Origin of the sequence: Nitrobacter hamburgensis X14, assembly GCF_000013885.1 — a bacterium.
In the GTDB taxonomy this organism is placed as follows: domain Bacteria; phylum Pseudomonadota; class Alphaproteobacteria; order Rhizobiales; family Xanthobacteraceae; genus Nitrobacter; species Nitrobacter hamburgensis.
Genome location: NC_007964.1, coordinates 568,459 through 582,787, shown reverse-complemented (window position 1 = coordinate 582,787; position 14,329 = coordinate 568,459). Strand labels below are relative to the sequence as shown.

General features: G+C 63.4%; 14 protein-coding genes. 2 read left to right on the top strand and 12 right to left on the bottom strand.

The window, feature by feature from the left end; translation table 11 throughout:
- Nucleotides 1-23: 23 nt before the first annotated feature.
- From NHAM_RS02735 to NHAM_RS02700, 7 genes are all read right to left on the bottom strand, one after another.
- Entirely contained in the window at nucleotides 24-1,229 is a 1,206-nt protein-coding gene (locus tag NHAM_RS02735) for a divergent polysaccharide deacetylase family protein (RefSeq protein ID WP_011509120.1), read from the bottom strand.
- Between the two features lie 149 nt (nucleotides 1,230-1,378).
- Nucleotides 1,379-2,734 carry a S41 family peptidase gene (locus tag NHAM_RS02730; protein WP_011509119.1) on the bottom strand — a complete coding sequence of 452 codons (1,356 nt, stop codon included), beginning with the start codon at nucleotides 2,732-2,734 and terminating at the stop codon, nucleotides 1,379-1,381.
- On the bottom strand, nucleotides 2,731-4,032 hold the full coding sequence (locus tag NHAM_RS02725; RefSeq protein ID WP_157043515.1) for a murein hydrolase activator EnvC family protein: 1,302 nt from the start codon (nucleotides 4,030-4,032) through the stop codon (nucleotides 2,731-2,733). Before NHAM_RS02725 ends, NHAM_RS02730 begins: the two co-directional genes overlap by 4 nt.
- 144 nt (nucleotides 4,033-4,176) lie before the next feature.
- Nucleotides 4,177-4,659 carry a 23S rRNA (pseudouridine(1915)-N(3))-methyltransferase RlmH gene (rlmH, locus tag NHAM_RS02720; RefSeq protein WP_011509117.1) on the bottom strand — a complete coding sequence of 161 codons (483 nt, stop codon included), beginning with the start codon at nucleotides 4,657-4,659 and terminating at the stop codon, nucleotides 4,177-4,179.
- 125 nt (nucleotides 4,660-4,784) lie between these two features.
- Nucleotides 4,785-5,081 carry a ribosome silencing factor gene (rsfS, locus tag NHAM_RS02715; RefSeq protein WP_041357624.1) on the bottom strand — a complete coding sequence of 99 codons (297 nt, stop codon included), beginning with the start codon at nucleotides 5,079-5,081 and terminating at the stop codon, nucleotides 4,785-4,787.
- Between the two features lie 323 nt (nucleotides 5,082-5,404).
- Entirely contained in the window at nucleotides 5,405-6,040 is a 636-nt protein-coding gene (locus tag NHAM_RS02705; RefSeq protein ID WP_011509115.1) for a nicotinate-nucleotide adenylyltransferase, read from the bottom strand.
- An 86-nt stretch (nucleotides 6,041-6,126) separates the two neighbouring features.
- The gene (locus NHAM_RS02700) at nucleotides 6,127-7,419 is read right to left on the bottom strand and encodes a glutamate-5-semialdehyde dehydrogenase (RefSeq protein ID WP_011509114.1); all 1,293 of its coding nucleotides are present in this window, start codon (nucleotides 7,417-7,419) and stop codon (nucleotides 6,127-6,129) included.
- A 223-nt stretch (nucleotides 7,420-7,642) separates the two neighbouring features.
- On the opposite strand from NHAM_RS02700, the gene NHAM_RS02695 reads away from it, so the two are divergent.
- Nucleotides 7,643-8,257: a hypothetical protein gene (locus NHAM_RS02695; RefSeq protein WP_157043514.1), complete on the top strand. Its 615-nt coding sequence runs from the start codon at nucleotides 7,643-7,645 to the stop codon at nucleotides 8,255-8,257.
- 272 nt (nucleotides 8,258-8,529) lie between these two features.
- Here the strand turns inward: NHAM_RS02695 and proB are convergent, their stop codons facing one another.
- From proB to rplU, 5 genes are all read right to left on the bottom strand, one after another.
- Nucleotides 8,530-9,669 (bottom strand): glutamate 5-kinase, encoded by a 1,140-nt coding sequence (gene proB, locus NHAM_RS02690; protein WP_011509112.1) that lies wholly within the window; start codon nucleotides 9,667-9,669, stop codon nucleotides 8,530-8,532.
- A gap of 153 nt (nucleotides 9,670-9,822) precedes the next feature.
- Complete coding sequence (gene obgE / locus NHAM_RS02685) at nucleotides 9,823-10,899, bottom strand: GTPase ObgE (protein WP_011509111.1); 1,077 nt, start codon at nucleotides 10,897-10,899, stop codon at nucleotides 9,823-9,825.
- Between the two features lie 227 nt (nucleotides 10,900-11,126).
- Nucleotides 11,127-11,729, bottom strand: a complete 603-nt coding sequence (locus NHAM_RS02680; RefSeq protein ID WP_011509110.1) for a GNAT family N-acetyltransferase — start codon at nucleotides 11,727-11,729, stop codon at nucleotides 11,127-11,129.
- 141 nt (nucleotides 11,730-11,870) lie between these two features.
- Entirely contained in the window at nucleotides 11,871-12,143 is a 273-nt protein-coding gene (rpmA, locus tag NHAM_RS02675; RefSeq protein WP_011509109.1) for a 50S ribosomal protein L27, read from the bottom strand.
- 122 nt (nucleotides 12,144-12,265) lie between these two features.
- Nucleotides 12,266-12,652: a 50S ribosomal protein L21 gene (rplU, locus tag NHAM_RS02670; protein WP_011509108.1), complete on the bottom strand. Its 387-nt coding sequence runs from the start codon at nucleotides 12,650-12,652 to the stop codon at nucleotides 12,266-12,268.
- Nucleotides 12,653-13,046: 394 nt separating this feature from the next.
- Here rplU and NHAM_RS02665 point away from each other — a divergent pair, with 394 nt between their 5' ends.
- On the top strand, nucleotides 13,047-14,183 hold the full coding sequence (locus NHAM_RS02665) for an ROK family protein (protein WP_011509107.1): 1,137 nt from the start codon (nucleotides 13,047-13,049) through the stop codon (nucleotides 14,181-14,183).
- Nucleotides 14,184-14,329 lie beyond the last annotated feature (146 nt).

The following is a 14,329-nucleotide window of genomic DNA, read 5'->3' as shown; positions in this document are numbered from 1 at the left end:
GGACGGGACCCGGAATTCGGATTTCAACCTGATTTTGATTTCAGCATCTCGGTTGTCAATGGCACAAGCATCACGCCACGGCTTTCGAGACCCTTGGCCCAGGCGCCGATTCGCTCGACGGAAACAGGAAGCGCCGAAGCCATGCCGATGGCAGCCCCCCGCTCCTTCGCCAGGTCTTCAAGTCTTGCGAGCGCCTTGTCGATTTCCACCGAGGTCGGGACGGCATCAATGGTCAGGTCGGCCTTGGCGAACGGCATCGCCTGACCCTCCGCGAGCTGACCCGCCACGCTCCTCGGAGTGGAGCCGTCGTCAAGATAGCCAAGGCCGCGCTTGGCTGCTTCGCGAATGATCGGCTGCATGACCGTAGCGGCGGCGACAAACCGGGCCCCCATGAAATTGGCGAGACCGACATAACCCTGGAAACGGCTGAGGTGCCAATGCAGGCGATCGATATTCTGTTCAGTACCGAGCGTCGTCAGCAGGGTCTGCGGTCCGGGGTCGTTATCGGGGTAGTCATAGGGCTCCATGGGGACCTGCAGCAGAATCTCGTGACGTTGCGCGCGAGCCTGCTCCACCAGCTTGCCCGGATCGGACCCGTAAGGCGTGAACGCCAGCGTCACGGCCGGCGGCAGTTTCATGATGGCATCGGCGGTTTTGGCCGCGCCGACGCCGAGACCGCCGACCACGATCGCGATCACCGGCATCGTTGCCGCCTTCGCGCGATCGGCATCGGTGCCCGTTGCGTAGGCCTTGAAGGGCTTCAATCCATCGGCGGCGACAGCCGGAATCATTCCGTAACGCGACTTCTCCAACAGACGCGGATCGATTCCGGCCATCGTCACCGGCGCGGCGCCGCCGCCAGCCGTGTCGGAATCCGCGCCCGCGACAACGACATCCTGACGCGAGCCACTGGAGCCGTCGATGATAGTGATGGTCTTGCGACCCGCCTCGGGTTGAGCGGTAACGGCGGCAGCGCTGGTCGGCTGCGACGCAGGTGGGACGGCCGCAGATTTGTCCTCGGGGGCCACGGTTTGCCGGATCGCGATCCGCGCCGCGGGCTCGCCACCCAGCGGATCGTGGTTGAAAAGAACAAAGCCAACGAAGACGACAAGGATTGATCCGAGCAAAACCGCCGCAGCCTGTGGCAGCGTGAAGGGGAGCCGGAAACGGCGCTTGGGCGCAGGATTCTGTCCGAGCGGCGTACTGAGATCGTCCGTCGTGTCGGCCATCGAGCTCCCCGAATCATCCGATCCAAAGATACCATGGACGCTCGCAAAGGCGGCAGGCCACCATCAGGGGTTCACGCCGGCCATCGACCTCGGCATGAAAACGAACCGGGCGTCCAAAGGACGCCCGGTTCCGGAAAACCCGACTTATTTCAGTTCGTTGCCTTTTTCGCGGGCTTCTCGATCGCCGCCTTGTCGCCGGGGGCCGGCGACGAGGCGTTGACCTTGATGCCGTGCAGAAGGTCGTCGGCCATCTTGAGCGCCTTGTCGTTCTTGGCGTCCGGCGGGACGTAGGATTGCGAGCCGGTCTTCTCGTCGGTGCCGTTGCGCAGATGGCCGCGCAGCGAAGCCTCTCCCTTGGTGTCGGTCCGCGACTTCAGTTCATCGGGCACATCCTGAAGCACCTCGATATCCGGAACGATGCCTTTGGCCTGAATCGAACGGCCCGACGGCGTGTAATAGCGCGCCGTCGTCAGGCGGAGCGCGCCGTTGCCCGAACCGAGCGGAATGATGGTCTGCACGGAGCCCTTGCCGAATGAGCGGGTCCCGATCAGTGTCGCTCGCTTGTGGTCCTGCAACGCACCGGCGACGATTTCGGAAGCCGATGCCGACCCGCCGTTGATCAGAACGATCACCGGCTTGCCCTTGGTGAGGTCGCCGGGATGCGCGCTGCGACGCTGGGTTTCCTCGGCGTTGCGGCCGCGCGTCGACACAATCTCACCGCGGTCGAGGAAGCTGTCGGAAACGGTCACCGCTTCTTCGAGCAATCCGCCGGGGTTGTTGCGCAGATCGATGATGTAACCCTTGAGCTTGTCGCCGATCTGGCCTTGCAGGTCGGAAATCGACTTCTTGAGGCCTTCGGTGGTCTGCTCGTTGAAGGTGGTGATGCGGATATAGGCGATGTCGTCGGTCTCGACGTGCGAGCGCACCGAGCGGACGCGGATGTTGTCGCGCACCAGCGTCACGTCGATCGGATTGTCCTGGCCTTTGCGGACGATCTTCAGCTTGATCTTGGTGCCGATCGGGCCGCGCATCTTGTCGACGGCCTGGTTGAGCGTGAGCCCCTGCACCGCCTCATCGTCAAGATTGGTGATGATGTCGTTCGCCAGGATTCCCGCCTTGGATGCCGGCGTGTCGTCGATCGGCGAGACCACCTTGACCAGGCCGTCCTCCATCGTGACCTCGATGCCAAGGCCGCCAAACTCGCCGCGCGTCTGCACCTGCATGTCGCGGAAGCTCTTGGCGTCCATGTAGCTCGAATGCGGATCGAGACCCGACAGCATTCCGCTGATGGCCGATTCGATCAGCTTGCTGTCGTCGGGCTTCTCGACATAGTCGCTACGGACCCGCTCGAACACATCGCCGAACAGGTTGAGCTGGCGATAGGTATCCGAGGTCGCGGCTCGCGCGCTCGATCCCATCAGCACCGACCGCGGCTGGGTCACGAACAGCGTCAGCGCCGCACCCGCGGCAGCGCTGAGAAGAATAAGGGAAACCTTGCGCATCATCCGCGAACCTTTTGGCCTTTATTTGCGGCCCACCACGGGCCAGGATCAATGGGAGTGCCGTCTTTACGGAACTCGATGTAGAGAACGGGCTGACTCGCGTTAGCCGCAAGAATCGAGGCGACACGGGAAGTCGACCCCATCGTCGCTACCGGTTCTCCGGTCAACACGAACTGGCCGATGTTAACCGAAATACGCTCCATCCCGGCGATCAGCACATGATACCCGCCCCCGGCATTGAGGATCAAGAGTTGTCCGTAGCTGCGGAACGGTCCGGCATACACGACCCAGCCATCACACGGTGTTGTGACCTGCGCGCCCGGACGGGCCGCCAATGAAATGCCTTTTTCCGCACCGCCGACGCCGTCGGAACCGCCAAAGTCACGGATCTTCGTGCCGTTAACCGGAAACGCCAACAAGCCCTTGGCGGACGCGAAGGCGATCGCCGGACTGAGACGGCCGGGATCCTTGAGAGCGGCCAGATTCGGCTTGGCGGGAGCGCCTTGCCGGCTGGCTGTCGCCGCCGCCTTGGCCGCGCTCTTCAGGTCCTGCTCCATCTTGGCGATCAGGCCTTGCAGGCTGTCGACCTGATGCGACAGTTCAATCGCGCGCGCGCCCTCGGCGGCCATATCCTTTTCGATGCTGCTTTGCTGCCGTTGCCGCTCGTCCACCAGCGTCGCCAGGCGGGTTTGATCGTCCTTGAGCCTGTCGCGATCGGCCGCCATCAGATCACGTTCGGCGGCGATTGATTTGCGTAGGCCGACGAGTTCCTCGAGATCAGCCACAAGCTTTTCCGCGCGCGCGCGGATCTCCGGCACCACGGAGCCGAGCAACATCGCGGTGCGCAGCGACTGCAGCGCATCCTCCGGCCGCACCAGCAAAGCCGGCGGCGTGCGCCGGCCGACGCGCTGCAAGGCGGCAAGCACTTCCACGATTTCCGAGCGCCGCGAATCGAGCGAGCCGCGGATTTCCCGCTCGCGCGCGTCGAGCGGCAGCAGGCGGGCTTCCGCCTCTGCGATCTTGGTCTCGATGGCGCGGACCCCGGCGGCAACATCGATCAACTGTTGATTGAGCTTGGCGCGGTTCTGACCAATCGCCGCGATATCGGCCTTCAGTCGCTCCTGCAGCTCGGCCGCGCTCTTTTGCTGCGCCCGCACCGCCTCCAGTTCCTGCTCGCGATGCTTGATGTCGTCCGCCGACGGGGCGGCAGCCGGCGAAGGTGTCCCGGCCGCCTGTGCCATCACGGACGAAGAAACCGCGGATGAAAAGCCCGCGAGCAGGCAAGCCGAGATGACAAGCATGGAAGCCGGCGGCGGTTGTCCGCCTCGCACCTCCGCGGACCGCGAACGAAGGCCATGGTCCTGGTTCATTCGCATGTCAGGTGATCGGCGCCCGTTTGTTCGCACCATGTTGACCCGATCGCGTTAGCGCATCCGCAGGGTGCGCTAACCACGGTGATAAGGATGGCCGGCCAGGATGGTCGCGGCCCGGTAAATCTGCTCCAGCAACATCACGCGCACGATCTGATGCGGCCAGGTGGCCGCGCCGAACGCGACGCTTAATCTAGCCTTGCGCCGCAATTCGGGCGAAAGTCCGTCCGCGCCGCCCACGGCGAAAACGGTGCTCGTCACCGACTCATCCCGCCAGCGACCAAGATGATCCGCGAACGCGGCGCTGTCGATGTTTTTGCCCTTTTCGTCCAGCGCCACCAGGACCGCTCCCTCAGGAGCCAAAGCAAGAATTGCCGCAGCCTCTTCGCGAATGCGTTGCTTGGCATCGCGGGCGCGGCTTTCCGGGATTTCATGAACGTCGAAGCCACGAAAGCCGAGCTTGCGACCGATATCGTCAAAGCGTCCGCGATAGCGGTCGGCGAGCTCCCGCTCCGGGCCCTGCTTGAGACGGCCAATGGCAATGACGACGAGTCGCATCCGCGCAAGCTCAAGCCTTTTCGCTTCTGATGGAATCAGAAGCGAGGCTCCATGATTTTGATTCGACGCGTTTTCTTCACGCGAACCGGTATCCACTTCGCTCGAAAACGCTTTAGTATGGTGGTTCAGACCGACTTCGCCGTCGCCGTGTTTTGCATCCACAATCTCTCGAGATTGTAGAATTCGCGAACCTCAGGCCTGAACACGTGCACGATCACATCGCCGGAATCGATCAGCACCCAGTCGCAATTGGGTAGACCCTCGATATGGACGTTCTTGACTCCGGTTTCCTTGAGGCCCTTGGCGACGTTTTCAGCGACCGCCCCCACGTGCCGGTTGGACCGGCCGGTGGCGATGACCATGTAGTCCGAAAACGCCGATCTGCCGCGAAGATCGATGGTGACCGTCTCTTCCGCCTTCATATCCTCGAGGCGGGAAAGGACCAGCTTGAGGGTCTCTTCGACGTCGGGCCTCGCCTTCGAAACCACAGAGGCTGTCGAAGCGGCGTCTGTCGAAGTAGCGTCCGCCGAAGTCTTGGGTGCTCTCGACCTGACGGTCTTCGATGTCGTTCTCTTCGGCGCCGACGAGGACGCAGAGGACGAAGCAAACCTGGACAATACAGGTGCGGTCAGGGACCATTTCCTTTCGCTATACAGCGAACGCCGAATCCTTGGCGCCCGACGGGTATAATACGCATGTAGCGTTGATGGTTTCAATATTCCAGTGATGCGGCGGCTTCATGTTTTCAGGCTCCGCCTTTCCATGTTCCATCCCGGTTCCGCAGCCCGGTCGAGGACAGCCTCGATTTCATCCCGGTGAGAAAGACCCAGGCCGGCGGGCGCTGCGCGGTCAGCCGGTTGGCCCCGACTTCAGGAAGACGCCACCGCGCAAGCGCCTGCGCGGCAGGCGCCGCGAGGGCACGGAAACTGTGCGGCGGGCGATCGATCACCGCGATCGGCACCTCGGCGGCGATCCGCTGCCAGTTTTCCCAGCGATGGAACTGCTCCAGATTGTCAGCGCCCATGATCCAGACAAAGCGCACGTTGGCGCACCTGCGCCGCAGATAGGTAATGGTATCGATGGTGTAGCGCGTTCCGATGACAGCTTCGAGACAACTGACGTCGATCCGCGGATCGCTGGCCATCGCCCGCGCCGCAGCAGCGCGTTCGCCGAGATCGCGCAGCGCGCGCGCATCCTTGAGCGGGTTGGCGGGTGATATCAGCCACCAGACCCGGTCGAGTTGCAGCCGCTTCAGGGCATACAGGCTGATGGCGCGATGCGCGGCGTGCGGCGGATTGAACGAGCCACCGAGCAGACCGATACGCATGCCGTCGAAATGAAGCGGGATGGCGCTGGACGAAGCGACTGAACGCGGCCCCAAATCAGTCTCCGCGCAACCGGGCGCATGATCCGCTAACGTGTGTGCGGTTTGGCGATAAGATCATGCGCGCTTGAATGAGGTTACGCTCACGGCCGGGTCTGCCCGGTGCCGTGTACGCGATATTTGAAGCTGGTCAATTGCTCGGCGCCGACCGGTCCGCGCGCGTGGAATTTGCCGGTCGCAATGCCGATTTCGGCGCCGAAGCCGAATTCGCCACCGTCGGCGAATTGCGTCGAGGCGTTGTGCAGCACGATCGCCGAATCCACCTCGTCGAGAAACCGCGCGGCGGTATTCGAATCGTCGGTCACGATCGCATCGGTGTGGTGCGAGCCGTGGCGCTGAATATGGTCGATGGCCTCTCCGACCCCATCGACCACGCGCGCGGCAATGATCGCGTCCTCGTATTCTGTGTCCCAGTCGTCATCGGTCGCGGGCTTGACGCGCGCGTCGACGGCTTGCACGGCGGCATCGCCGCGCACCTCGCAGCCTGCATCGATCAGCATGTCGACCAGCGGTTTCAGGGTATTCGGCGCGCCGGCGCGATCGACCAGCAGCGTCTCGGCCGCGCCGCAGACGCCGGGACGGCGCATCTTGGCGTTGAGCACGATCGCCTTCGCCATGGCCAGATCGGCGGCGCCATCGACGTAGACGTGGTTGACGCCTTCCAGATGCGCGAACACCGGCACGCGCGCCTCGGCTTCGACGCGCGCGACAAGGCTCTTGCCGCCACGCGGCACGATCACGTCGATGCCGCCGTCCAACCCGCTCAGCAGCAACCCGACCGCGGCGCGGTCACGCGTCGGCACCAGCGTGATCGCCGCTTCGGGCAGTCCCGCCTCGCGCAATCCCTGCACCAGACACTCATGGATCGCGCGGCACGACCGAAAACTGTCCGAGCCGCCGCGCAGGATCACGGCGTTGCCGGACTTCAGGCACAGCGCGCCGGCGTCGGCGCAGACGTTGGGGCGGCTCTCGAAGATCACGGCGACCACGCCGAGCGGCACCCGCACGCGCTCGATGGTCATGCCGTTGGGACGTTGCCAGCGCTCGGTGACCTTGCCCACGGGATCGTCGATGGCGCGCACCACCTTGACGCCGTCGGCCATCGCATCGATGCGCGCTTGCGTGAGCGTCAGACGATCGACGAAAGCAGAGGTGGCGCCGCCGGCGCGCGCGTCAGCGACATCCTCGGCATTGGCATTGAGAATCGCAGCCGCAGCGGCGCGGATCGCGCGCGCCATCGCATCGAGCGCCTGATCTTTCTGCGCGGTCGAGGCCAGACCGAGCACGCGCGCAGCGGAGCGCGCCTGCGTTGCAAGGCCGTTCATCAGGACCGGAAGATCGGCCGAGGCGCAGGTCGCCTTCAGGGAGGCAGTCATGTCAGGGTACAGTCCGGCGTTCCATGCTCTCTTAAGATCATGTCCTAGCACAGAAATCCGTGTCCGGCGAGGCGTTGGTCCCTGGTTCGAAAGCATCCATCCTTCCGAAAAGAGCATGGGTTTGCGGAAGGCACGCAGGCGAACGGAGCAACGCCGTTCTTCGAACGGTTTTGCCCGCGCATGGCGCGTCGTATCGCGCCTGTGAAAACATCGAAAACATCAGATGATGCCGGGGCACGATTCGATGCCGGTAAGCAACATCACACAATTCTCCGTGACCCTGAAACCCGCCTCGATCGAAGCGGTTTCCTTTCTGTACGGCTGGTTGGCTCAATGCGGTTGGTACCAGCCCCCAATGCCGCGGTGTGGCGCCTCGCCATTTCAAACCGGCAATCACGCATCGCGCACCCTCTCAAGAAAGGCAACTTCCATGTCCAGAGAACTTGTCGCTCATAATCACCCGGCGAACGAGACGTACACTCAGCTTCACTCCAGCATCCCAAAGATTGCCGCCGGCCTTGTTATCTGGTTCGTGCTGATGGCATGGATCTTTTTTGACAGACAGAGCGTCGTCGCACTTCCGCTGGCCTTCATCACCGTGCTGTTTCTGGTGGTCGGCCTGTGTTTCAGCGGGTCGTTTCTGGTGTCGTACAGACATCAACCGGACTACGGCAGGCACCCGAACGAGGTCCCGTTCCGGGATTGGAGCACGGGCAATTTTGCGGTTTGGGGCAGCCAGCAGAGCGCCGCGCAGGCGGCGACCGAGATATTGCTACCGATTGCGGCTGCCGCCTCTCTCATGACGGTGATGGGAATTATCTACGCGATCATGAGCTAATACGTTTTCCGGTGCGCTCGAATCATTGTTGGATTTGCGATTAGAGTACACGCAAGTTATTGATTGAATGAATTTTCTTCACGTAAAATGCATTCCGCTTAGCCAGAACCAGCACGCGTCATGGCCCGGCATAAAAGCCGGGCTTGACGATTCAATCACCTGATCCGCTCGCATCTGGAGCGTTTTCGAGCGAAGCGGGTACCGGTTCGCGTGAAGAAAACGCGTCAAATCATAATCATAGAGCCCGCTTCTGATTCAATCAGAAGCCGGCTCTAGCCGGCACCGCCGCGCGGCCCGCCAACCACGAGATCGTCGCGATGGATCATTTCGGCCCGGCCGCTGATGCCGAGGATCTGCGCCGCATCGCAGGACGAGCGTCCCTTGATCTTCTCCGCGTCCACGGCATCGTAGGCGACGAGGCCGCGGCCGATCTCATGCGTATTGGGACCGCGCACGATGACGGCATCGCCACGTGCGAATTGCCCATCGACCCGGATCACGCCGGCCGGCAACAGGCTCTTGCCGGCGCGCAGCGCGGCAACCGCTCCGGCATCGATAGTCAGCGTGCCCTTCGGCTCCAGCGACCCCGCGATCCAGCGTTTGCGCGCCGTGACCGGATTTGCCGGCGTCATAAACCAGGTGCAGCGGCCGCCGTCCATGACGGCCCGCAGCGGGTGCTCGATCTTGCCGGAGGCGATCAGCATGTGCGTGCCGGCGGTGGTTGCGATCTTCGCCGCCTCGATCTTGGTCTGCATGCCGCCGCGCGACAGTTCGGACGCGGCGCTGCCCGCCATCGCCTCGATGTCGGCGGTGACGCGCTTCACCACCGGAATCAGTTTCGCATCCGGATTGAGATGGGGCGGCGCGTCGTAGAGCCCGTCGATATCCGACAACAGGATCAGCAAATCGGCGCTCGCCATGGTGGCGACGCGCGCGGCGAGACGGTCGTTGTCGCCGTAGCGGATTTCGTTGGTGGCCACCGTGTCGTTCTCGTTGATGACGGGGACCGCGCGCCAGTCGAGCAGTTTTGCGATGGTCGAGCGCGCATTGAGGTAGCGGCGACGTTCCTCGGTGTCCTGCAAGGTCACCAGAATCTGCCCCGCGCCGATGCCGTGATCGCCCAGCACCTTCGACCAGATCCGCGCCAGCGCGATCTGTCCGACGGCGGCGGCGGCCTGACTCTCCTCCAGCTTCAGCGGGCCGCGCGGCAGCTTGAGCTTGCTGCGGCCGAGCGCGATCGAGCCGGACGAGACGATCAGCACGTCGCGCCCCTCGCCATGAAGCCCGGCGATATCGTCGGCCAGCGCCGACAGCCACGCCGCGCGCACCTCGCCGGCATCGGAATCGATCAGCAGCGACGAGCCGACCTTGACGACGATACGTCGGAATTTCTTAAGATGCAGGCTGGTCATGGCGGTCGGCGGTCAATCGAGACGAAAGCGCCGCTTTCATCACATGAATGCGGCGCCGTGGAAAGCGGAATGCCGGGAGGGACATCGCGAACCCGTTGCGCTCGCGGCTTTACGGGAATGAATGCTTCCGGGAATGGCGGACAAGCCTGACGCCTACGGCGACCATGGCTTGGCCTGCGCCACCGGCGGCACGACCGCTTGCGCAGCCGAAGCCCCAGCGCCCTTCGCCTTGTCGGACACCGGCGCCTCGCCGATGACAGCGGCAAGGGTCTGCAAAACCTCGGGCACACCCTTGCCGGTGATGCCCGACAGCAGCAGCGGCATCTTGTTCGCCGCGCGCTTGAGGCGATCGCGCTGCTTCTTCAGGTCTTCGACTGAAACCGCATCGATCTTGTTGAGCGCGACGATCTCGACCTTCTCCGCCAGCGTTCCGGCATAGGCTTCCAGTTCGCCGCGCACGGTCTTGTAGGCCTTGCCCGCATGTTCGCAGGTGGCGTCCACCAGATGCAACAGCACGCGGCAGCGCTCGACATGGCCCAGAAATCTGTCGCCGAGCCCCGTGCCTTCATGCGCGCCCTCGATCAGCCCCGGAATATCCGCCAGCACGAATTCGCGGTCACCGGCATTCACCACACCGAGTTGCGGGTGCAGCGTGGTGAACGGATAGTCGGCGATCTTCGGCTTCGCCGCGCTGACCTTTGACAGGAATGTCGACTTGCCGGCATTGGGCAGGCCGACCAGGCCGGCATCCGCAATCAGCTTCAGCCGCAGCCAGATCCAGCGCTCCTCCCCTGGCTGGCCAGGATTGGCGTTGCGCGGCGCGCGGTTGGTGGACGACTTGAAGTGGGCGTTGCCGAAACCGCCGTTGCCGCCCTCGGCCAGCACGAAGCGTTCGCCGACCGTGGTGAAGTCGTGGATCAGGGTTTCGCGATCCTCATCGATGATCTGGGTGCCGAGCGGCACCTTGAGCACGATGGCCTTGCCGTTGGCGCCGTGGCGATCCGAGCCCATGCCGTTGGTGCCCTTCGGCGCCTTGAAGTGCTGCTGATAGCGATAGTCGATCAGGGTGTTGAGGCCGTCGGCGACCTCGACGATGACGTCGCCGCCGCGTCCGCCATTGCCGCCGGAGGGGCCGCCGAACTCGATGAACTTCTCGCGGCGGAACGCCACGCAGCCGTTGCCGCCGTCGCCGGAGCGGATATAGACCTTGGCTTCATCGAGGAATTTCATGGGAGATAGGTAGGGTACGCGCGCCCGCGAGGCAACCGCCGCGACGCGCACCGTGGCGTGTCATCGGCGGCTTGACCCGGGCACTCCATTCCATCCGGCATATATGAGGGACGGGTCATCGGGTCGTCCAGCGCGGAGATTGCGCTGTTGCCAGATGATGCCGGGCAATACCAGCTCGGCGTTCGCTCCGCCGCCCGGACCGGACAACGACGTGTTCGTTTCGGGAGTTACCGTTCGCGGCGCGCGGCGTTGCTCCAGTTCTTCAGCGACGACCACACGCCGCGCGACAGCCGGAAACGGTCGACCGGCGTCGACGATCCCAGCGCCCTGAAGCGATGCAACTCGACGCCGCTCCACTGGAAGCCGCACTTCTCCAGCACGTTGCGCGACTTCGGATTGACGACGCGCGCGCCGGAAATCATCTGGTCGATCGCGAACGTCTCGAAGGTATAGTCGATCACCGCGCGCGCGGCCTCGGTGGCGAAACCCAGGCCCCAATGATCGACGCCGAACCAGTAGCCGAGTTCGGGCGCATCCGGCTCGCTCCAGTCAACGCCGGCCACCCCGACGGGCGTATGACAGTGCTCGATCAGAAACACCGTCTCGCTGCTGTCGCCGGCGACGACTCTGACGAAATGAACCGCGTCGTCCTGTGTATAGGAATGCGGCAGGCGGCGCGTCATCTCCGCGATACGGCGGTCGTTGGCGAGAGCGGCGATGCCCTTGACGTCCGCGAGCGTCGGCTTGCGCAGGCTCAGGCGCTCGGTCTCGAGGACGAACGGCCGCGTCTCGCGCAGCAGGGGCGTCGGGGTTGGGATATCCTGCAACATGGGTCGGGCTCCGTGATGCGAACGCGGGGTACGCCTGCAAACGCAAAAACTATAAAAGGGAGGCCGGTTTCCCGCCTCCCCGTGGAGCCTCGATGCTCCGCCGGTTCAACAGGGACCGGCGGACGCGATGTCATCCACCGTTTATTCGGCCGCGGCTTCCGTCATCGGGAGGACCGATACGAAAGTGCGGCCGCCGGCTTTCGCACGGAACTCGACGCGGCCTTCGACCTTGGCGAACAGAGTGTGGTCGGTGCCCATGCCGACATTAAGGCCGGGATGCCAGGTGGTGCCGCGCTGACGGGCGATGATGTTACCGGGAATCACGTGCTCACCGCCGAACGCCTTGACCCCAAGACGCTTGCCGGCCGAATCCCGACCGTTACGCGATGAACCGCCTGCTTTTTTGTGAGCCATGGCCCGTCTCCAACCTCGTCCGTATCTCTAGATCAATTCCGTGACGGAATCATTCACTTTTTCTCACGGATATTTTTAATCGCTCTTACTTATCGGCCCCCACCCTTGCGGTGGTCGGCGCGCTAGTGGTCACCCTCGCCTTCGGCGGGCTCGACGACCTTTTCCTTCTTGGGGCGTGGACCGACGGTCGGGGTCTTGCCGTCAGCGAGAATTTCGGTGATGCGCAGCACCGTGATCTCGTCGCGATAACCACGCTTGCGCTTGGAATGCTTGCGGCGGCGTTTCTTGAACGCGATCACCTTGGGGCCGCGCTTGTGCTGCAGCACCTCCGCCGCGACCGAGGCGCCGGCCACCGTGGGTAGGCCGAGCACCGGCGTATCGCCGCCGAGCACCAGAACTTCACCAAGCTGCACGATCGTTCCGACATCGCCGGCGATCTTGCCAATCTCAAGCACATCATCCGGAACGACGCGGTATTGCCGGCCGCCGGTTTTGATGACTGCGAACATCGTTTTATTCCTTCGTGTTCGATCCCGGCCTCGGACAGGTCCGGACCGGCTTTTTGGTCAGTCGTTAAATCGCAGCATCTTCCAACGGCAAACCGGTTTCCACTCTGCCTGAAAATGCTGACCGGGTTTAATTTCCGCGCTCTCGAGGGGAAATCGCCCGCCGGCCGCGCAAAAACAAGCGGCGCTGGGAATCCCCGCGCCGGTTACGGGACTTATAGCCGCCGAAGACCGGGAGTCAAGGCGAAGCGGTCCTGAAGCGGCCAACCGTCAGCAATACCGGCGTTTCCGGACCGATTTCGCCCGAGGGTCGGCCAGCCGCCATCGATCGCGAAACCAATGGGTTCCCCCGCCGTTGTTGCAGGCAGAAACACACGGACGAGGGGCACCACACATCATGGCGGAAGATACCCTGACGACGTCGGGCATCGGCAAGCACGGCGTTCCGCGGCTGCCGTCGGTGGATGTCGACAGCTACAACATCGAACTGAAGGACGACGACGGTTTCCTTGGCGACCGCGCCAGCAAGGGCGCATTCCGGAAAATCCTCGACGGCCTGCGCAAGCCGCTGAAGAAAAACGGCGACGATCCGCTCGGCGACACTCCGTCGGAGGAGATCGCCAAGGGCTCGCTCGACGAGGCGCTGGTCGGCGACGACATCGAGGCCGCCGCCCTGGTGCATGGCGCCATCGAGGAGTTCGCGCAGGAACTGGCCTATGTGACGGGACGCTTCCTCAAGACCAAGGCATGGGCCGACACCGAATGCATCGTGGTCGGCGGCGGCTTTCGCAAGAGCCGGGTCGGCGAAATCGCGATCGCGCGCGCCGACCTGTTGCTGAAAAGCGAGGGCCACAAGGTCCATCTGATCCCGATCCGCTTCGATCCCGACGAGGCCGGACTGATCGGCTGCCTGCATCTGGCGCCGTCGTGGATCTTCGAGGCGTTCGACAGCATCCTGGCGGTCGATATCGGCGGCACCAACATCCGCTGCGGCGTGGTCGAGACCCGCTGGAAAAAGGCCGCCGACCTCTCCAAGGCCGGGGTGTGGAAGTCCGAGCTATGGCGCCACGCCAACGACGAGCCGACCCGCGAGAGCGCGGTGAAGAAGCTCGTGAAGATGCTGAAGGACCTCATTTCGCAGGCGGAAAAGCAGGGGCTGAAGCTCGCGCCGTTTATCGGCATTTCCTGTCCGGGCGTGATCGAGCAGGACGGATCGATCGAGAAAGGCGCGCAGAATCTTCCGGGCAACTGGGAAAGCAGCAAGTTCAACCTGCCGGGGTCGCTGGTCGAGGCCATTCCGGAGATCGGCGGTCACGACACCACCGTGCTGATGCACAATGACGGCGTGGCGCAAGGCCTGAGCGAAATGCCCTACATGCAGGACGTCAGCCGCTGGGGCGTATTGACCATCGGCACCGGCCTAGGCAACGCGCGGTTCACCAACCGCAAGAAAGATAACAAGAAAGACAAGAAGCCCGACGACGACGGCAAGGACAAGAACAAAGACAAGAAGGACAGGAAAACCAGGGACTGACCGTTAGCGCCTATTCCACAACAGCGGATACCGGTTTTGCGATCGGAATACGCGCAAGTGATTGATCGAGAGCATTTTCCTCACGCGAACCGGATTCAACTTAAAATGCCCAAGCGGTCGTCCGGCGCCAGGTCCCCTCCCCGCAT